A 19,283-nucleotide genomic window follows, 5' to 3' on the forward strand; every position below is an offset into this window, starting at 1 on the left:
CCGTCAGCCTTTACGCTTCGGCAGTGTCTTCATCAGGTCTTCGGGGCTGACGGAAGCCACTATACTGCCAGGCAATGGCATCTTCAGAATGTGATGTTTCATCTTGCCGATCACGTGCATTTCGCACGGTCGGCAATCAAATTTCAGCGTCAGGACTTCATCGCCGTTAACCAGTTGCATCGGCGTGGCTTTCCAGCTCTTGATGTTCCCTTTCGCCTGTTTCGGACACAGGTTAAAGGCGAAACGCAGACAATGTTTGGTGATCATCACCGGTACATCGCCCTTTTCTTCATGCGCTTCATAGGCGGCATCAATCAACTGCACACCATAGCGGTGATAAAACTCACGCGCTTTATGGTTGTAGACGTTAGACAGGAAACTCAGATGCGTTTGCGGATAAACCGGCGCCGGTTGTACGACCGGTTTACGACTGCCCCGCTGATAATTTTGCAAACGCGCGGCATCCAGCATGTCGACAGCTTCACGTCGCAACTGATTCAGTTGACCGTTTGGTACGAACAATGCCCCCGGCAAGTTGATCTGAATATCGCGGGCGTAATACATCGTTTGTCCGAGCTTTGCCAGGCCATCCTGCAGATTGTTCAACGCTTTTTCCGCATTGTTCGCTTCCTCAAACTGACCATCCAGCGTATGGGTGATACTCACGCCCTCCTCGCTGGTGAGCGTCAGGATTAACTGTTCCTGCCAGCCGCCCAGTTCAATATCGACCGCAACGCGGCGTTCGCTGGAGGTTTTGGTCAGCGCCTGTTGCCAGTTATGATCGAGGTTGCGATTCAGCGGATGGTTAGCACGAACTTTGTGCAGATCGACGGGCATTTCATTCGGCCACACCCGATAACGATTGTGCCCGGTTTTTTCAACGGTGTTAGCGCGAAATCCGACGACCTCACGCTTGATTAACACGTTCAGACCATCCCCGTTCGCCAGCGGTTCTGTCACCTCAACATCGAGATGATCTTTTGCCACCTTCAGGACTTCACCAATCGGCAGGCCAATAAACTTTGGAGAGTCGAATGCGCCGATATCGGCCTTACGGGCATTTACAAAGTAATCAGTACTGCCGCGATGGAAGGTTTTCTCCGTAGACGGGGTGAAGAAATGTTCTGTGCGTCCAGCTGAAGAACGGGCCAAATCTCCCCGCTCTTCGATGATAGCGTCCAGCATCTGACGATAATGCGCGGTAATATTCTTCACATAGCTCATGTCTTTGTAGCGCCCTTCAATTTTGAAGGAACGCACACCTGCGTCAATCAATGCGCCGAGGTTGGCGGTCTGATCGTTGTCTTTCATCGACAGCAGGTGTTTTTCATAGGACACCACGCGCCCCTGATCGTCTTTCAGGGTATACGGCAGGCGGCAGGCCTGAGAACAGTCGCCACGGTTAGCACTGCGTCCGGTTTGAGCATGAGAAATATAACACTGGCCTGAATAGGCAACGCACAGCGCACCGTGGATGAAAAATTCAATGGTTGCGTCAGTAGCCTGATGGATGGCGTTAATTTGCTCAAGGCTCAGTTCGCGCGCCAGGACAATCTGGGTGAATCCGACATCAGCAAGAAACTTCGCCTTCTCAACACTGCGAATATCACATTGGGTGCTGGCATGCAGCTCAATGGGGGGAATATCCAGTTCCAGAATCCCCATATCCTGCACAATCAGGGCATCAACACCGGTCTGATACAGATCGGTAATTAACCGTTGTGCGGGTTCCAGTTCATCATCGTGCAAAATGGTATTTAGCGTCACAAAGATTTTCGCCCCGTAGCGATGGGCGAAAGGCACTAGTTCGGCAATATCTTTCAGACTGTTACTGGCGTTATGACGCGCGCCAAAACCCGGGCCGCCAATGTAAACGGCGTCTGCGCCGTGCAAAATGGCTTCACGGGCAATGGCGGTATCCCGGGCCGGGCTTAACAATTCAAGGTGATGAGGCTGCTGGCGCATACAGTTGTTATCATCCACAAGCGGTAAAAATGGCGGTTATTGTAGTCACAAGCGGGGCGTTTCGGAATAGTTTTCCCGATTAACCACGTCGGTAATGGATCAGCGAATGAAAGTGCACCGTTTGTTCGCTGCTGTTACGGTAGCTATGTGCCCTGTCTCCGGCAAAACGAACTCCCTCGCCGGATGTAATGGTACGCCACTGCCCCTCAATACACATATCCAGCAGTCCGTTAATCACCACAACATGCTCGATAACCCCGGATTCATGCGGAGTTGATTCGCTGAGTGCACCGGGTGCCAGCAGGATTGAAAAATGATCGAAGCACAGTTGCGGATCCCACGGGAACAGCGATGTGACGACCATCGCCTGCTGCTGAGGATCAAATGCCGGCGTATTGTCTGACTCTGGCGGTGAAATAAACGTCGAAAACGGCACGTTCAGTCCAGTGGCAATTTTCCACAATGTCGCCACCGTTGGGCTGGACTCGTTGCGCTCAATTTGCCCCAACATGGCTTTTGATACACCGGTTTCCTCCGCCAGACGTGAAAGGCTCCATTCTCGCTGGTGACGTAACGTCCGGAGCGTAGTAGCCAGATACTGGGTTAAGTTGTCCATTTTTCTCCTTCATCGGTCTCCTTTCACGGACCTACAGTTTAGCACTTGTACGCTATAACGCACAGTGTTACAGTGCCTGACCGTTATAACGCACAAGGAGTGAATATGCGCGCATTTTCTATCCCTCTGCCTACCGTTCTGTCCGGTTTTGTGGCTGTCCTGGTCGGCTATGCCAGCTCCGCAGCCATCATCTGGCAAGCCGCTCTGGCCGCAGGGGCGACGACTGAACAAATCGCGGGCTGGATGACCTCGCTGGGGATAGCAATGGGTGTCAGTACGCTGGTGCTGACATTATGGTATCGCGCCCCTGTTCTCACCGCATGGTCAACGCCCGGTGCCGCGCTGCTGGTTACGGGCCTGCAAGGCATCACGATTCAGGATGCTATCGGCGTTTTTATTGTGGCTAATGCGCTGATTGTGCTGTGCGGCGTAACCGGGCTGTTTGCCCGTTTGATGAAAATCATTCCGCATTCACTGGCATCTGCCATGCTGGCCGGGATCCTGCTGCGTTTTGGTTTGCAGGCATTTAATAGCCTGAATAACGAACTTATCTTATGCGGGAGCATGCTGCTGGCATGGCTGGTGTGTAAAGTCATCGCCCCACGGTATGCGACGCTCGCCGCGATGCTGGTAGGTATCGCCATTGCGCTGATTAAAGGTGACGTTGTCACTAGCGGTGTTAATCTGTCGCCGGTATTTCCTGAATTTATTGCCCCACACTTTTCATTTGCCCACAGTATCAGCATTGCGCTGCCGCTGTTTCTGGTCACCATGGCCTCGCAAAATGCTCCAGGCATTGCCACCATGAAAGCATCAGGCTATGCGTTACCCGTATCACCACTGATTGTTTTCACTGGCCTGATGGCGCTGCTGTTTTCGCCTTTTGGCGTTTACTCTATTTGTATTGCCGCCATAACCGCAGCAATTTGCCAAAGTCCCGAAGCACATCCTGATGCCAAACGACGCTGGCTCGCCGCCGCTGCGGCAGGCGTTTTCTATCTACTGGCCGGGGTTTTTGGTGGTTCGGTCACAGGACTGATGGCGGCCCTGCCCGTAAGTTGGATCCAGATGCTAGCTGGCCTCGCCTTGCTCGGTACGATTAGCGGAAGTTTGTATCAGGCACTGCATAATGAGGCCGAGCGCGATGCGGCTATCGTTACTTTTCTGGTCACGGCCAGCGGTCTGACGTTGTGGGGTGTTGGGTCTGCATTCTGGGGGCTGGTCGTCGGCGGTTTCTGCTACGCAGCCTTGACGTTATTTCGCCGCACGTAACTGCGTTGGCGTTTTACCCGTTACCTGTTTAAACCGGTTACTAAAATGACTCGCCGAACTAAACCCGCAGGTCATCGCAATATCCGACAAACTGCGTGAAGAATAACAAACCAGATTCTGCGCCAGCGCCATCCGACGTTGCATCACATACTGGTGCGGCGCCATATTCATCGACTGGCGAAACATTCTGGCAAAGTGGAAATCACTAAGCGCCGCCTCGCTTGCCAGATCGCTCAGGGTTATCGGGTGCGCCAGATGCGCTTCAATATAGGCCAGCACATTACGCAAAGTGGCAGGTGCAAGACCTCCAGTGACTGTGGGCAACCGCCATTGTACATTGCTGTAATGCTGGATCAGATGCGTTAGCAGCAGTGAAGATGCGGCGCTGAGCGTAAGATGATTGGCCGGTTGCTGCCAGTCGTTACCGAGCAAAAACTGACGATAAACCGCTGTGATCCCCGGATCGCTGCCAAATGTATGCTCGTCCAGCGTGAAGCTATAGGGGCTTTTGTCCCAGACTTTTTCACCCACTTCGCGCAGATGGGTATCCGTACAATAGAGGTGAACGAAGGAAAGATCGTCGCGAATATCCCAACTGGATTCGCTCTCTTTTGGCATCAGGCAAAAACGATCCGGCCCGCCGCCATTCTTCCAGCCTTCCGCCGTCTTGTGATAACTCTCGTAGCCATCCGCGATGTATAAACTGAGCGTGTGGTGATCGCAATACTGGGTAATGGTATCGCGCTTGTTTGACCAGGCGGCCAGTTGGATCCCCGAATGTAACGCAACTGATTCATGCAGCACGGCATTATGTTTGCGTAATTTTTCAAAGGCATCGTAGGGCTGAGACATACCATCACGTTCAAAAATAGATTAGCAGGTTTTCAGTCTATATCAGCTACATGTTGTAAACAGCCAACTTTTCGTTTCTTACGCTAAAAAAGCGCAAGATTTTGCAAGTTCGCCGCAAGCCGATGAAAGCCCCCTGCCGCCAGCCGTGACACAGTGTGAGCCTGATTACAAAAATGAGAGAGTTGTATGAACGCACTGTTGTACTGTCTGGTCGTCGTCATTTGGGGAACAACATGGATTGCGATTTATTTGCAGCAAGGCCCTGTTTCTGCCCCTGTTTCTATCTTTTGGCGCTTTGCCGTGGCCAGCTCGGTAATGATTGTTGCCCTTCTGGTTAGCGGGAAATTACGCAAACTGTCCGGTCGCGATCATCTGTTTTGCCTGTTGCAAGGTGGATGCGTTTTTTGCTTCAACTTCTGGTGTTTTTACACAGCTGCGGCATGGATTAATACCGGCCTGGAGTCGGTAATTTTCTCAATGGCCGTTCTGTTCAATGCGGTCAATAGTTTTATCTTTTTTGGGCAAAAACCACCGCTGCGTTTCTATATTGCAGCCGGCCTGGGATTGACGGGCATTGTCACTTTGTCCTGGCAGGATTTGCTCAACAGCGGATTCAACCATTCGCTGCTGCTGGGCATTGGCTTAAGCGCCCTTGGTACTTTTGGTTTCTCATTGGGCAATATGATAAGCCTACGTCACCAGAAAAAAGGGCTGGAAGTATTAACCACCAACAGCTGGACCATGCTGTATGGCACGCTATTGATCGCCGTTATTGCGCTGGTGCGCGGGGATAACTTCATGCCGCAGTGGACTTTCAGCTATATTAGCGCGCTGTTATATCTGGCTATTTTTGGCTCGGTGATTGCTTTCGGTGCCTATTTCACACTCGTAGGGCGTATTGGTCCCAGTAAGGCGGCATACAGTACGCTGCTTTTCCCGCTGGTCGCGCTGACGCTGTCAACATTGTATGAAGGATACATCTGGCAGGTTAACGCAATTGCTGGATTACTGCTGATTTTGCTGGGTAATCTGGTGATGTTTGCTCGCCCGGAGGCGTTAATGGGAAAACTGCTTTACCGCCGTCGGACGGCATAATAAAAAACGCACCATCCAAAGATGGTGCGCTCAGCATTACGGTTTTGTGTTGACATCAAACATGGAGGCATCTGTCGCCATGTCATCAACAACTTTCTTCAACGTTTCGAACGCCATTGGCGTACTTTCGTTGTTCAGGTCTTTACCTTCACCCTGCCGTACCACTTTAATCACTGGCTTGTTGGTTGCCGCATCGATCAACTCACCTTCAAAATAGAGGTGAGTATCCATGGTACGGTGGCCTGTCGCCATTTGTGTACCCGCTACAAGCAACGCAACCGGAACGACTTCATAGAACTGCAGCCCTTCTTTGCTGGTTGCAACACCGGTAATCGCGCCACGGAAAATCAGGCTACGCGGACCGGGGGTCGTCACCAGAGGTTTACGTTTACTAATCGCGGTTTTCATCTGCGTATTGGTATAGCTCAACAGTTTATCCAGCACCTGTTGTCCAACCTGAGTCGTTGGTTTAGGAATCGGATAATAGGTTATCGGGTTATACACAATACTGTCATAGTTGGACTCATTGAAGTTGGGATCAACCCAACGCAGCACAGGTTGTCCTGTTGCCGATTTCGTTTCCTTCAGGCCAGAGTAATTTTTTAAAAAACCTGAATATTTATCCGGCTGCGTGATTTTTGACGCACAGCCTGATAACGCCAGTAAACCCGTAAGCACTGCAACTTTAAATAAAGTTTGAGCACGCATGGAATGATCCCTTAGTATTTGCAGATATGCATCTGAAATAGTAGCAAAAGGAAATCATGCTAGTTGTGCGAAAAATGGTACGCATCACACAAATTTTCTTTCTGCGTTCGACGTAAAAGCGTTGAACGCAGAGCATAAGCCATTAGCCGATTTTGCGGGCCAGCATAGTCGCAAAACGCAGCTTAATCCGATTGCCGTTTTCATCTGTACGGTGCAGTTCGCCCACGTCTTCGTTATATTTCAGCAGTTCCCATCCGCGATAATAGTTGCGTAACTCCCCCGCTTTAAACGCGAACGGAAAGCCAACGGTGCACGGGAAATCATCGGTATCCATCGCCGCAACGATTAAGTTATATCCCCCCGATTTCGTGCAACGCTGCATATTTTCGATAAGTCCCGGAATGGTTTTCGCTTCGAGAAACATCAGCACTACGGTAGACAGAATAAAGTCGTATTCACCGTCAAAACTCAACGCATTAAGGTCCGCGACGCTCGCCTGCAGATTAGTCAGCCCTTCGGCTGCTTTGATACGCTCAAGGTTAGCGATACTCATGGGATTTTTATCCCATGCTGTTACGTCATAACCGTTTGCTGCCAGGTACAGGCTGTTACGACCGTTACCGCAGCCCAGATCTAATGTTTTACCTGGCTTAACAATTTTTGCCGCTTCTACAACATCGGAATGCGTACGGGTTAAATCGTATTTCTCAGTAAAGTAGTTTTCGTCGCAAAGGGTCATTATTTATCCTCAGATTTCAGTAATGCAGTACGCTCTGTGCGGATGAGCAGTTTTCCCTGCATCAGCAATGCAAACGTACGTACCAGTAATAATGCAATGATAAAATTGGTAAAAATAAACAGTGGGATCGACAGCGTATGAAAAAATCCTGATTCGCTGCCTTGTCCCAGATGCAGCCCCGTTGTCGCCAGAGCCGACACGCCAAACGAGAAGCTCCAGAAAGACGCATTAAAGGGCTGAGACAGATACCACGGCATGAGGCGTAGCATAAAAAGAAGTTGCAGCAGACCATAGCCGAACAACATTTTGGCCAACGTATCCCCCTCGCCGCCGTTGACGCTAAGCCAGGCGCTGCAGGCGACCAGCGCAGGCGCCAACTGAATGCCAAGCGAAGTACGTAATACCGTTGGCAGTTCGCCGCAACTGCGTAAACGTTGCAGGATCACTGGCTCCAGGCTGAGCCAGGAAAATACCCCAGCGCCCAAAAAAACCAGCCCTGTGTCGTTGAAACCCAGCGCACCACAGGCCATTGCACTAATAAAGTTATTGGCGACAGTCGGCAGATACAGCCCCGGCGTGGTGGCTTCTTCTGGGTGCTCCCCGCGCCATAGTCCCGCGGTTTGCCACGCCGCGTACGCCAGTTGGATCACAACCCCAATGCTGAACAATCCAAGCGCCAGTGGTCGATACCACGGGACAAAACCAATCGCGACCAGCATGGTTGTGGCCGGAAACAGACTGACAAAGCTACTCATCACCGGGTGACGAACCTCTGCCAAAACGCTATGCGGAAAACGCAGTAAACGACTAATAAAGGCCAGCGTCAACAATCCCCAGATGACCATCGCAAGGATCACTAAACCGTCGCCGATCCAGTGGCTTACAGGCCACACCTGGCTGGCATAACGCCACGCAAATCCCATCCCTATGATGCCCAGTACCATGCCAAAATAACCAGCCGGAAGATTGAGGACCTGTTCACTGTGCTTGTTCTTACTCATTTTGTTTATTTTTTAAAGTATATTTGAAATGCATTTTATGGAATTTCCGCTGATTTAGCCAGTCCGGAAAACTTTGCTACGTTTAACTAAGGCGCGCAACATGGAAACGAGCTATGACCAAATATCGTCTAAGCGATGAACCTCGCTCCTTTAGTTATCAGGATAATGGCAATAAAAAAAGCGTATTACTACGCCAAATCATTGCGCTCACTGATTTTAATGATGTCCAGGCCGGTACTCCCGGCGGCTGGATTGATAATGAAAGCGTGCTGTCGCAAAACGGCGATTGCTGGATTTACGATGAAAACGCGCTCGCTTTTTCCGGCGCAAAAATTACAGGAAATGCTCGTATCACGCAGGCAAGCGTGGTTAGAGATGGCGCTCAGATTGGCGATACCGCGTGGATTGACCGGGCTGAGATCAGTCATCACGCTCACATCCGTGACAATGTCATTATTCAGGATTCAGTCGTTCGCGGTGAGTGTCTTCTCTTCGGTGATGCGCGCGTGGTGTGTGGCTCTGAAATCATTGCAGCCAGGGGACTTACCCCTGAACATGACCAGATCCTGCAAATTTACGATCGCGCTTTTGTCAGCAGCTCGCGTGTAGTGCATCAGGCACAACTTTATGGTGATGCAAAAATCAACTATGCCTTTATTGAACATCGGGCAGAAGTGTTTGATTGCGCAAGGATTGAAGGTAATGCAGAGAACAATGTCTGGATCTGCGATTGCGCCAAAGTCTACGGACACGCACACGTCATTGCCGGAACCGATGAAGATGCCATTCCTACCCTACGTTATAGCTCGCAGGTGGCGGAAAACGCGGTGGTCGAGGGCAACTGCGTACTGAAGCACCATGTGCTCGTCGGCGGTCATGCGCAGTTACGCGGCGGGCCGCTCCTGCTTGACGACCACATCCTGATTGAAGGCCACGCCTGCGTGCTGGGCGAAGTGCTGATCGAGCATCACATTGAAATAAGCGACCAGGCGCATATTGAAGCATTTGATGGCGATGCCATTCATCTGCACGGCCCGAAGGTGATCAACGGCGAGCAGCGCATTACGCGTACACCGATCGCAGGCTTATTCTGAGGTGCTATCAATGATTCGGGCATAGAGATTCACATCATGGTAATCACCATTGAGGAACTCCGCCTGTTTCATACATCCTTCCAGCAAAAAGCCATTGCGCTGCGCCACTTGATTACTCTCAAGGTTATCGACGCGGCATTTAATCACGAAGCGGCGGATCTCCTGACGCTGCGCATAATGGTGAATCAATGCCTGTAGCGCCAGAGACATGATCCCTTTGCCCTGATGTTCCTCATCCAGCCAGTAGCCGATATACGCGGCTTTGTTCAGCGGTTCTATCTGGTTAAACGAGATAACCCCGACCATATTTCCTTGCTCAAAAATCAGGAACATTTTGGCGTAACCGCGCTGATGCAACATCATATTGCCTTGCACGTTCTTGCGGGTGTCTTCCTCTGACGTAACAAACTGCGGCCAGTTCAGCGACTGCTGGAGCCAGCTTTTATTTTTAAGTACAAGCTGATACAGAGGCGTGACGTGTTGTTCTTCTACGGCACGCAGTTCCAGCGTTTCATTGATGGTAATCACTTCTGACATTTTTATTCCGTTATGCTGGTTCAGCAGGCAACCCTGCTCATCAAATAAAACAGGAAGGGCTCCCTTTTGGAAGCCCTTTTACACAGCAAGTGCCGTTTTATTTAGCTCTCACTGACACTCTCTTTTTGCAATATTTTGAGCAGATCTTCCTTCAGGTGGAGTTTCTGTTTCTTAAGGCGAACAATGTCCAAACTATACCCACGACCATCCGAACCTTCCAGTCTGGAGATCTCATGATCAAGGCTGTTGTGTTTTTCGAATAAGGACAGAAAGCGAGGGTTCTCGGATTTCAGTCGGGAAATAAGGTCTCTGTATTCTGGAAACATACTTTCTCCCTGTTAGTGGACAAGAACGTGTATAAGAAATACACACCTTCAGCTTATCGGTTTAAGTCAGGGAAAAATGCGAGCAGGATCGAGTAAATAGTGTACAGCGTTTTTTAAGAAAATGACGAATATGGCTCCCCGACGGAGAGCCATAAAGATGAGGATCAACGCATCTCGCGGTCGTCAACGTACTGGCGTTTATCCGGCGCTGGCGGGAAGTACTGATACAGCCAGGTTTCGCTGATAGCGTCGCCTTGGCAACGCAGGAACATACGCATATCTACCGGATCGGTTGAGTCAGAGGTCGGATACCAGTCAAACTGGATGCGGTAGCCGTCGATAGGTTCAACGTAAAGGATCTCAATCTGTTTCGCTTCACCACTCGAAAGCGTAATTACCGGTTCAATACCTTTCGGCGCGGCGGCTTTTAAATCGCCACCGACGAAATCAACGGCAAAACGTCGTGCCCATTTTTCCGGGTAGTGCTCGCCCGGTGCCCATCCTTCCGGGAAACCGCCCATGCCTGTACGGGTCGCCATCACGCGAGCCAGCGGCGAACGCACTGGCGGCTGAGCGCTCCAGTACAGGCGATATTTGAATTCCAGCTCATCGCCAGCTTTGATCTTCCTCTCCGGCTGCCAGAAGCAAACGACGTTATCCAGCGTTTCACCGGTCGTCGGGATCTCCATCAGGCCGATAGTCCCCTTGCCCCACTGGTTACGCGGTTCGACCCACAGACTTGGACGCTTGTTGTACCAGCCCATGATGTCCTGGTAATGTGAGAAGTCGCGATCGAGCTGCAGCAAACCAAACCCTTTCGGGTTGTTATCGGTATAGGCGTTGAACTGCAGTTTTTGCGGGTTATTCAGCGGGCGGCAGATCCACTCGCCGTTACCTCGCCACATCGCCAGACGATCGGAGTCATGAATTTGCGGGTGAATGGTGTCGCACATCCGACGTTCATTGTTGCCGCAGCTAAACATGCTGGTCATCGGCGCAATGCCGAGCTGCTTGATGTCTTTGCGCGCATAGATGTGGTTTTGTACATCCATGATCACCTGCGTTTTCTCACAGTGGATCACGAACTTGAATGCGCCAGTAACGCTTGGGCTATCAAGAAGCGCATACACGGTAAAGGAGGTTGCGCCCGGTTTGACCGTTTCGAACCAGAAAGCGGTAAAATCAGGGAACTCTTCTTTGCTGTCGGTGTAGGTATCTACCGCCAGACCGCGAGCCGATAATCCATACTGGTAGGTGTCATCCACGGCGCGGAAATAACTGGCGCCCAGGAAAGAAACGATGTCGCGACGGGCCAGCTCTGGCGCCTTAAATACGCGGAACCCGGCGAAGCCGAGGTCAGTTTGCCCTTCCAGTTGTTTGGTATCCACGCCCGCATCATTGTATTTAAACAGTTCCGGACGGAAGTGAATTTCACGTGCCATATGCGTACTGGCATCAACCGAGAACATGCGTACACGGCGACGGAAGCCCATTCCCACGTGGAAGAATTGCGCATCAAGCTGACGATTTTCAACATTGTTCCACAGAGACTGCTCTGCGTCATATTGAATGCTGTTGTAGGCCTGCGGCGTCAGTTTTGCCAGCGTGTCAGGTAACGCGCGCGGTGCGCCGCCCCATGGCTTCTGTGCTAAATCATGAGCCATCGATTGCAGAACGGAAAAATCAAAACGAACGGTTTTTCCGTCTGCAATGTCAGACTCTGCCGCAAAGGCGGCGCGGGAAAAGAGTGATGCAATACCACTGGTTCCGCACACGGCGGCCACTGCCATTGAACCTTTAATAAATCGTCTGCGATTCATGCCTGAAAGTGAATCCTTCTGGTCGTGTAAATGGTCCCGCGCCGGTCATAATCAGCGGCAAGAGAGTGCACATTTCTGACCGCTCACTCTAGACAAAATTCATTAATAATCCAATTGTTGGTCGCCGATTATCTGTACAAAATCGAAAATATTTTATGTCGATGGGAACAGGCCGAATCCCATGTAAATTCCGTTAAAGTAAACCACAGCGACGTTTACTTCGATCTTGCGCCTCCTGATACAGCGCAAACTCATCATACACCGCGCAACCCAGCGCCTGTTCAAACGCGTCGCGGCTGGAATTTCCATGGCTGCGAGCCTGCGTTTCATTCCCCAGATTTGACTGGAAAATTCCTGCGGCACTTACCGGTAAAAAATCTTCGTAGGTGATGGGTTGCGCAACCAACCAGCCTCGCTCAATGAGCGGCTGCGGGTCGTCATCCGGACGGATTGCCTGTCGATGCGCCTCGCCCGACGGTGTCAGGCGATAACGGAACCAGGCGAGCCCTTGCTGGCGCAGCAAAAACTCGCTGTCCGGGAATGCTTTGAACACTTCCTGAAGATGCAACTGATGCGTCAGGTTGTCTTTTCCCATTCCCGCCTTATTCAGCAGTTCGTCATACAGTGCTCTGCCTTTCGGCGTCAGGGCCACGCCGCGCTGTTCGATCTCACCGAAACGCGCCGTGTGGGTGCCGCGCATCTCCCCGGCAAACCACACCGGTTCTTCAAGCGCTTTAAAACTGGTCTGACGCAATAAAATGGGCACCTCGCGACGCGGTGGCCCTTCAATCAGTATTTTGGGTTCAATACCGCATTCGGGCATCATCGACTGCACCCGGTCGATATCCAATGTACGCGGCGTCAGATGGTTGATATGACAACCAGGGAAGCACACCACATCGGCAATCAGTCGGTGCTCGTCATGTAATGCGTGGTAGGTTCCTTCATCAACTGTGGCATGCTGATGCCAGCGGAAGGTTTCCAACGCCTCATGCACAAACTCATGCGCCTGCGCCTGCGTAAAACTGCCCTGCGCATCATATTCATTCAGAAGTTCGTGACAACGACGGGTGAATATGTCGCGTTTCGCGAGGATCTCCGCGGCCTTTTGCCTCAACGCGACGTTTTCGATTAATTCGAGGCGTAATAACGAGGTAAATACCCGAAACGGATTGCGCGAAAGCGACGCATCGTCGATGGGCCGAAAAGCCGTGGAATGTACGGGAACGCCGGCCTGGGAGAGATCGTAATAACTCACCGGATACATACCCATAATCGCAAACATCCGGCGCAGCGTAGAAAGTTCCTGCGCAGTGCCCACCCGAATAGCGCCGTGGCGCTCAACGTTTAGCCGCGCCAGCTCATCCGCATTAGCCAGTTTTTCATGCAACGTCGGATTATTTTCCAGTACCGCCAGATTCACATCAGCGACAAGTTCCAGCAACGTGCCATATTGCGGGACTTCCTGCTGGTACATTGCTGACATTGCCTGCGAAAATTGTTCCCGAATCTCATCTGCCGTGATGGTGTTCGCCATAATGTCATGCCTCCAGTGAATATTACCTGGAGTGTAGAGAACACCGCAGACTCCGGTGGGAAGAATTTACAAAGTGTGACCTCGCGTAAATTTCCCACCCTTACTGACGATGAACAGAACCTACTGACGTGGTTTTAAATGCGTTTCCAGCCACGGCAGCATCTGTTTTTTACGGCTGAGCATACCTTCAACTTTACAGGGCTGCGGGATGTCTGAGAGTTCACAACCAGCAAACCACAGGCTGGTGTCGCCCAGATTAATGTCGGTGAGCATCAGAACAACCAGTGCGGCATTCTTTTCCTCTGCATAACGCACCATTTCATGACGTAAATCGTCCAGCACCGCATCCACCTGTTGCAGCGAATACAGCTCAAGCTGTGCCACACAAACCGAATGCCCATGGATGGTGAAGGATTTGATGTCTTTCTGCAGAAGTTCGTGGGCGGTCATGCCTTCCACGCTGGTTTTGGCAGATAGCAGACCGCGACTGAAAACGTCAAGGTCCACTCCAGTTTTTAGGGTTAATGCCTCAACTGCCAGGCGGTCATCTGGGGTCGTGGTCGGGGAACGAAGCGTGACAGTGTCACTCAACGCGGCACCCAGCAATAAAACGGCCTCGGCGGCAGACAACTGGCTGCGCTCAGCTTCCGTCATCAGTTGCCATAACAGCGTCGCGCTACTACCGACGGGTTTCACCCACACTTCAGGCGGCAGACGGGTCATTAATCCCCCGAGTCGGTGATGATCGATAATGCCCACGACGTTACTTTCTGCCAGCGATTCCGGCCCCTGAGCAGGCTCCGTGAAATCGACCAGCCAGACATCAAGATCGGTCAGCGGAAACGTCAGCCGCCCAGGTATTTCCAGCCCTGCATGCTCAAAGATAAATTGCGTTTCGCGATTCGGTTCGCCCAGACGCCATGCCGTCGCCTGCTGACCGCGTAAAGTAAGCCAACGCGCCGTCATTGCGGCAGTACAAATGGCATCGCTATCGGGATTAAGGTGCCCTATTACGTGTATCATCAATCAGTGCCTTGTGAAGAGAAGGGTTCAAAAGCCAACAATAACGAAAGTATATCGACTGGATACATTCCCTTCCATGATCCTATCCCCCTGTACATGCTGTACAAAACATAAGCAAAATAAATTAGTTGTAAGTAAAATACGATAAATGTTAATAATATTTTGCTATCAAGTTATCAAAAACAAACAACTTCACTTGTCATCGATACGGCTCTGTTTTTAACATCGCTTATGGAAAAAAATGTTCTGTTCAATCAGCGCATTCGCTTGCGCCACCTTCATACTTTTGTCGCCGTTGCACAACAGGGAACGTTGGGGCGCGCGGCTGAGACCCTTAACCTGAGCCAACCGGCCCTCTCCAAAACGCTGAATGAACTGGAGCAACTGACCGGTACCCGGCTCTTTGAGCGTGGCCGTCTTGGCGCGCAGTTAACGCTGCCCGGAGAACAGTTTCTTACCCACGCGGTAAGAGTGCTGGATGCGCTTAACACCGCCGGACAAGCATTAAACCAGCGCGAAGAGTCGCAGACTGATGTCGTACGAATTGGCGCCTTACCCACCGCGGCGCTGGGCATTCTGCCGGCGGTAATTGGCCCATTCCATAAACAGCAAATGGAAACCACGCTGCAGGTTGCCACCATGAGTAATCCGATGATCCTGGCAGGTTTAAAGTCCGGAGAAATTGATCTCGGCATTGGTCGTATGGCCGATCCGGAATTGATGGTCGGTCTGAACTACGAATTATTATTTCTGGAATCACTCAAACTGGTCGTGCGTCCTAACCATCCATTGTTGCAAGAAACCATCACGCTGAGCCGGGTAATGGAGTGGCCGGTGGTGGTTTCGCCGAAAGGAACCGCACCTCGCCAGCACGCAGAGACATTGTTGCAAAGTCAGGGCTGTAAAATGCCGTCGGGTTGTATTGAAACGCTGTCAGCATCGCTCTCCCGCCAACTGACGGTTGATTACGACTATGTGTGGTTTGTCCCATCAGGCGCGGTTAGAGAAGATCTGCGCCAGGCGACACTGGTGTCATTACCAATTCCCACTCACGGTGCGGCTGAACCCATCGGTATTCTTACTCGTGTCGATGTGCAACTCTCTCAGGCCGCGCAGATCCTTATCGCCGCAATACGCAAAACCGTGCCGTTTTGATGCCAAAAATAAAGGGACCATCTGGTCCCTTTATTGATGCTTAAAACGTTTCCCAGTTATCGCCGTTGGCCGTTGCCGCCTGCGGACGTGAATGACCCGGCGTAGGCGCCACCTGAGCGCGTTTAATTGCGCTTGTCCCGGTTAAACGGAATGTGCCGACGGCTTCCGTTAAGCGTGCTGCCTGTTCTTCAAGAGATGCTGCAGCGGCGGATGCTTCTTCAACCAGCGAGGCGTTTTGCTGCGTGACCTTATCCATCTCTGAAATAGCCTGACTCACCTGGACGATGCCCCGGCTTTGTTCATCGGAGGCCGCTGCAATTTCCAGCATAATGTCGGTCACGCGTTTTACCGCATCGACAATATCCGTCATCGTATTGCCTGCTGCGACCACTTCTCCGGACCCCTGGTCAATCAGCCGGACTGACTCGCTAATCAACCCTTCAATCTCTTTTGCCGCCTGGGCGCTGCGGCTTGCCAACGTACGCACCTCACTGGCTACGACGGCAAACCCTCGCCCCTGCTCTCCTGCCCGCGCCGCTTCTACCGCTGCGTTCAGCGCCAGGATATTAGTCTGGAAGGCAATGCTGTTAATAACGGCGGTAATTTCAGAAATTTTCTTCGAACTCGTTGAGATATTTCCCATGGTTTTAACCACGCCAGAAACCATCTGCCCGCCCCGGCTGGCCTTGCCGGAAGCATCTTCCGCCAACTTGCTCGCATGATGCGCGTTGTCGGCATTTTGCTTCACCGTGGCCGTCAACTCTTCCATGCTGGCTGCTGTTTGCTCAATCGCCGCGGCCTGTTGCTCGGTACGGGAAGACAAATCGGTGTTCCCTGCCGAAATCTCACTGGTACCGCGATAAATTTCTTCCGCGCCCTGACGAACCGTGCCCACTGTCTTCGCCAGCGACCGTTGCATAGTTTGCAGATGGCGGCTCAGGCGGCCAATTTCGCTGCGCCCGGTCGGTTCCTCCTGCATCGTCAGATCCCCTACTGAAATTTGCTCAATGCGCTGTGCCGCGCGCAACAGAGGATGAATGACGGTACGGCGCAGAACGATGAACGTCATCACGGTCAGCGCTAGTGCAAGAACGAATGCGCCCAGCATAAAGGCCATGCCAAGCTGTGTACGTTGGTGTGCCTGTTCGCTTAACTGATTCGCCCTGGCGGTACGAATGTCGATCGCTTTTAACAACACCTTATTGTAAGCAGAGTCCAGCGGTCTGGCCTGTTCATTTTCATGGTTGATGATCGCTTCGAACATGCCGTTTTTAGCGTACTTCAGCATAGGTTGTAAGCCGTCGATATAGGCTTTGAAACTGGCACTCAGTTCAGCGTCTAACGCTTCACCGGCAGTGGTTTTCACTGCACGCGCCATATAGGTATTGAAACCGTCCTGCGATTGCTTAATACGTTTTTCTGCCTCGGCAATATTGGCCTTCATGTCATCCATTTCAGCAATACGGCTCGCCGCACCAGCATGGATCATGTTGATACGCGCGGTGCGTAAGTGGTTAGAGCTGTTAGATAACCCCATCCGAACCTGAATCTCATCGGTTACATCGCGCTGATCGCGATCGGCCTGCATAAGAAAATAACTTGCCAGCCCCGAACTTAAGGCGAACAACAGAAGGATGCCACCGAGAATGGAGGAAAACAGCGGAACCAGCCGGATTTGATGCAGAAAGCCCAGTTTATACTGGGCTTGCATCGATGTAGTGTTGTCCATGACCGTCGACTCTCTTGTAGGGTTTATGCGTGAAAACACGCCCGTTAGATAGTCATCGGCAATCCGGGAGGTTTACTTACCGTGAAAAGCGCCGGATTCGTCACACTTTCACAACATAATTCTAAAAAATTCAGGAAAGTGCCAGCGGTCAAATCCGCTGGCCCATGAATCAGTTATCACCAAAATGGATAACTGTACGGATGGATTTACCCTGATGCATTAAATCGAACGCTTCGTTAATCTGCTCCAGCGGTAAACGATGGGTAATAAAGGGATCCAACTGAATTTTCCCACTCATCGCTTCTTCGACCATGCCAGGAAGCTGAGTGCGCCCCTTCACGCCGCCAAACGCGGAACCGCGCCACACGCGCCCGGTCACTAACTGGAATGGACGTGTTTTGATCTCCTGACCAGCACCCGCCACGCCAATAATGATGCTTTCGCCCCACCCTTTATGACAGCACTCCAGTGCTGCACGCATCACGTTAACGTTGCCGATGCACTCAAAGCTAAAGTCCACGCCACCGTCGGTAAGTTCGACAATCACGTCCTGAATCGGTTTATCGTAATCGTTCGGGTTGATGAAATCGGTCGCCCCCATTTCACCAGCCAGTTTGAATTTCTCCGGATTGGTATCAACGGCCAGAATACGCCCGGCTTTTGCCTGCACCGCGCCCTGAATCACTGCCAGGCCAATACCGCCCAGACCAAATACGGCTACGGTATCGCCTTCCTTCACTTTCGCGGTGTTATGGACCGCTCCGATACCGGTGGTCACGCCACACCCCAGCAGACACACTTTATCCAGCGGAGCCTGCGGGTTAACCTTCGCCAGCGAGATCTCTGCGCAAACGGTGTATTCGCTGAAGGTACTGGTGCCCATATAGTGATAAATCGGCTCGCCATTATACGAGAAGCGCGTTGTGCCATCCGGCATCAGACCTTTGCCCTGTGTCGCCCGCACGGCCTGACACAAGTTAGTTTTACCCGATTTACAGAACTTGCACTCGCCACATTCTGCGGTGTACAGCGGGATCACATGATCGCCCGGTTTCAGGCTGGTGACGCCTTCCCCCACTTCAACCACAATGCCGCCGCCTTCATGACCCAGTACCGCCGGGAACACACCTTCCGGATCGTCACCTGAGAGCGTAAAAGCGTCAGTATGGCACACGCCGGTGTGGGTAATTTTAACCAGCACTTCACCTTTCTTTGGCGGTGCAACGTCGATTTCGACAATTTTTAACGGTTGGCCGGGGCCAAATGCAACTGCTGCACGTGATTTCATTTGTCTCTTCCCATTATTGCAAGGTGATGGTGTTATTTTAGATAAGCACGCAGAAGATGGCCGATCTCAGCCATGCGCACAGCTCGTTGGTCTGGCGTTGTCTCCCCACTGACCAGTTCATCTTTCAGGTGAATCTCAACCATTTCGCCCATCAGGCCATTGGATGCACCGCGTACGGCGGCAATTTGTTGCAGGATCGCCAGACACGGTTCGCCAGATTCCAGCGCGCGCTCAAGTGCATCAACCTGACCGCGAATACGGCGTACACGGGTGAGAATGCGTTTTTTATCTTCAGGTGAATGCGGCATACGCCCTCCAAATCCTATACCCCCCTATAGTATCACTGTTTTTAATCTATTTGTAACAAATTAGGTTTATTTACTATTCACCAATGAAGATAATCCCGTTTTGCAGGATTGATGAGCATTTTGAATGGTCGGCACGAAGATAATTGTTCTGTAATACTAACTATAATTATATGGATATAACACGTAAAATGGATTCATTATCCAATAACTAGAATAAT

The 19,283-nt window shown here is 51.5% G+C and carries 18 protein-coding genes; 4 read left to right on the forward strand and 14 right to left on the reverse strand.

Going from position 1 to position 19,283, the window contains the following annotated elements; genetic code table 11:
- Positions 1 to 3 precede the first annotated feature (3 nt).
- Together On2M_RS15730 and On2M_RS15735 are read right to left on the reverse strand one after the other, a co-directional pair.
- Positions 4 to 1,965: a U32 family peptidase gene (locus On2M_RS15730; RefSeq protein ID WP_151219285.1), complete on the reverse strand. Its 1,962-nt coding sequence runs from the start codon at positions 1,963 to 1,965 to the stop codon at positions 4 to 6.
- A 79-nt stretch (positions 1,966 to 2,044) separates the two neighbouring features.
- A complete protein-coding gene (locus On2M_RS15735; RefSeq protein ID WP_151219286.1) occupies positions 2,045 to 2,581 on the reverse strand; it encodes an XRE family transcriptional regulator in 537 nt (178 codons plus the stop codon).
- A 105-nt stretch (positions 2,582 to 2,686) separates the two neighbouring features.
- On the opposite strand from On2M_RS15735, the gene On2M_RS15740 reads away from it, so the two are divergent.
- Positions 2,687 to 3,853, forward strand: coding sequence for a benzoate/H(+) symporter BenE family transporter (locus tag On2M_RS15740; protein ID WP_210905120.1), 1,167 nt, complete (start codon positions 2,687 to 2,689; stop codon positions 3,851 to 3,853).
- Here the strand turns inward: On2M_RS15740 and On2M_RS15745 are convergent.
- Complete coding sequence (locus On2M_RS15745) at positions 3,836 to 4,705, reverse strand: helix-turn-helix domain-containing protein (RefSeq protein ID WP_210905121.1); 870 nt, start codon at positions 4,703 to 4,705, stop codon at positions 3,836 to 3,838. The genes On2M_RS15740 and On2M_RS15745 overlap by 18 nt on opposite strands.
- Before the next feature lie 186 nt (positions 4,706 to 4,891).
- On the opposite strand from On2M_RS15745, the gene On2M_RS15750 reads away from it, so the two are divergent.
- Positions 4,892 to 5,800 carry an EamA family transporter gene (locus tag On2M_RS15750; protein WP_210905122.1) on the forward strand — a complete coding sequence of 303 codons (909 nt, stop codon included), beginning with the start codon at positions 4,892 to 4,894 and terminating at the stop codon, positions 5,798 to 5,800.
- Positions 5,801 to 5,836: 36 nt separating this feature from the next.
- Here On2M_RS15750 and On2M_RS15755 read toward each other — a convergent pair whose 3' ends face one another.
- The 3 genes from On2M_RS15755 to tehA form a co-directional block, all read right to left on the reverse strand.
- Positions 5,837 to 6,508: a DUF3313 domain-containing protein gene (locus On2M_RS15755; protein ID WP_151219288.1), complete on the reverse strand. Its 672-nt coding sequence runs from the start codon at positions 6,506 to 6,508 to the stop codon at positions 5,837 to 5,839.
- 142 nt (positions 6,509 to 6,650) lie between these two features.
- Positions 6,651 to 7,247, reverse strand: coding sequence for a tellurite resistance methyltransferase TehB (gene tehB, locus On2M_RS15760; protein ID WP_187252382.1), 597 nt, complete (start codon positions 7,245 to 7,247; stop codon positions 6,651 to 6,653).
- Positions 7,247 to 8,248 (reverse strand): dicarboxylate transporter/tellurite-resistance protein TehA, encoded by a 1,002-nt coding sequence (tehA, locus tag On2M_RS15765; protein WP_210905123.1) that lies wholly within the window; start codon positions 8,246 to 8,248, stop codon positions 7,247 to 7,249. Before tehA ends, tehB begins: the two co-directional genes overlap by 1 nt.
- A gap of 113 nt (positions 8,249 to 8,361) precedes the next feature.
- On the opposite strand from tehA, the gene ydcK reads away from it, so the two are divergent.
- Positions 8,362 to 9,342, forward strand: a complete 981-nt coding sequence (gene ydcK, locus On2M_RS15770; RefSeq protein ID WP_187252380.1) for a YdcK family protein — start codon at positions 8,362 to 8,364, stop codon at positions 9,340 to 9,342.
- Here the strand turns inward: ydcK and rimL are convergent.
- From rimL to On2M_RS15795, 5 genes are all read right to left on the reverse strand, one after another.
- Positions 9,334 to 9,879: a 50S ribosomal protein L7/L12-serine acetyltransferase gene (rimL, locus tag On2M_RS15775; protein WP_210905124.1), complete on the reverse strand. Its 546-nt coding sequence runs from the start codon at positions 9,877 to 9,879 to the stop codon at positions 9,334 to 9,336. The two genes, ydcK and rimL, sit on opposite strands and share 9 nt — an antisense overlap.
- A gap of 101 nt (positions 9,880 to 9,980) precedes the next feature.
- On the reverse strand, positions 9,981 to 10,205 hold the full coding sequence (locus tag On2M_RS15780) for a YdcH family protein (protein WP_003833168.1): 225 nt from the start codon (positions 10,203 to 10,205) through the stop codon (positions 9,981 to 9,983).
- A gap of 164 nt (positions 10,206 to 10,369) precedes the next feature.
- Positions 10,370 to 12,025, reverse strand: coding sequence for a glucan biosynthesis protein (locus On2M_RS15785; protein WP_151225483.1), 1,656 nt, complete (start codon positions 12,023 to 12,025; stop codon positions 10,370 to 10,372).
- A gap of 193 nt (positions 12,026 to 12,218) precedes the next feature.
- Positions 12,219 to 13,562 carry a VOC family protein gene (locus On2M_RS15790; RefSeq protein ID WP_210905125.1) on the reverse strand — a complete coding sequence of 448 codons (1,344 nt, stop codon included), beginning with the start codon at positions 13,560 to 13,562 and terminating at the stop codon, positions 12,219 to 12,221.
- Between the two features lie 120 nt (positions 13,563 to 13,682).
- Positions 13,683 to 14,585 (reverse strand): DHHA2 domain-containing protein, encoded by a 903-nt coding sequence (locus On2M_RS15795; RefSeq protein ID WP_151219293.1) that lies wholly within the window; start codon positions 14,583 to 14,585, stop codon positions 13,683 to 13,685.
- A gap of 231 nt (positions 14,586 to 14,816) precedes the next feature.
- Here On2M_RS15795 and pcaQ point away from each other — a divergent pair, with 231 nt between their 5' ends.
- A complete protein-coding gene (gene pcaQ, locus On2M_RS15800) occupies positions 14,817 to 15,740 on the forward strand; it encodes a pca operon transcription factor PcaQ (RefSeq protein ID WP_151219294.1) in 924 nt (307 codons plus the stop codon).
- Between the two features lie 40 nt (positions 15,741 to 15,780).
- On the opposite strand, the gene On2M_RS15805 is transcribed toward pcaQ, so the two are convergent.
- The 3 genes from On2M_RS15805 to On2M_RS15815 all read right to left on the reverse strand — a co-directional run bounded on the left by On2M_RS15805 (position 15,781) and on the right by On2M_RS15815 (position 19,065).
- On the reverse strand, positions 15,781 to 17,469 hold the full coding sequence (locus On2M_RS15805; protein ID WP_151219295.1) for a methyl-accepting chemotaxis protein: 1,689 nt from the start codon (positions 17,467 to 17,469) through the stop codon (positions 15,781 to 15,783).
- A 169-nt stretch (positions 17,470 to 17,638) separates the two neighbouring features.
- On the reverse strand, positions 17,639 to 18,757 hold the full coding sequence (locus On2M_RS15810) for an S-(hydroxymethyl)glutathione dehydrogenase/class III alcohol dehydrogenase (protein WP_151219296.1): 1,119 nt from the start codon (positions 18,755 to 18,757) through the stop codon (positions 17,639 to 17,641).
- A 32-nt stretch (positions 18,758 to 18,789) separates the two neighbouring features.
- Positions 18,790 to 19,065 (reverse strand): metal/formaldehyde-sensitive transcriptional repressor, encoded by a 276-nt coding sequence (locus tag On2M_RS15815; RefSeq protein ID WP_003833178.1) that lies wholly within the window; start codon positions 19,063 to 19,065, stop codon positions 18,790 to 18,792.
- Between the last annotated feature and the right edge of the window lie 218 nt (positions 19,066 to 19,283).

The organism is Citrobacter sp. On2M, assembly GCF_018035235.1.
Classification (GTDB): domain Bacteria; phylum Pseudomonadota; class Gammaproteobacteria; order Enterobacterales; family Enterobacteriaceae; genus Citrobacter; species Citrobacter meridianamericanus.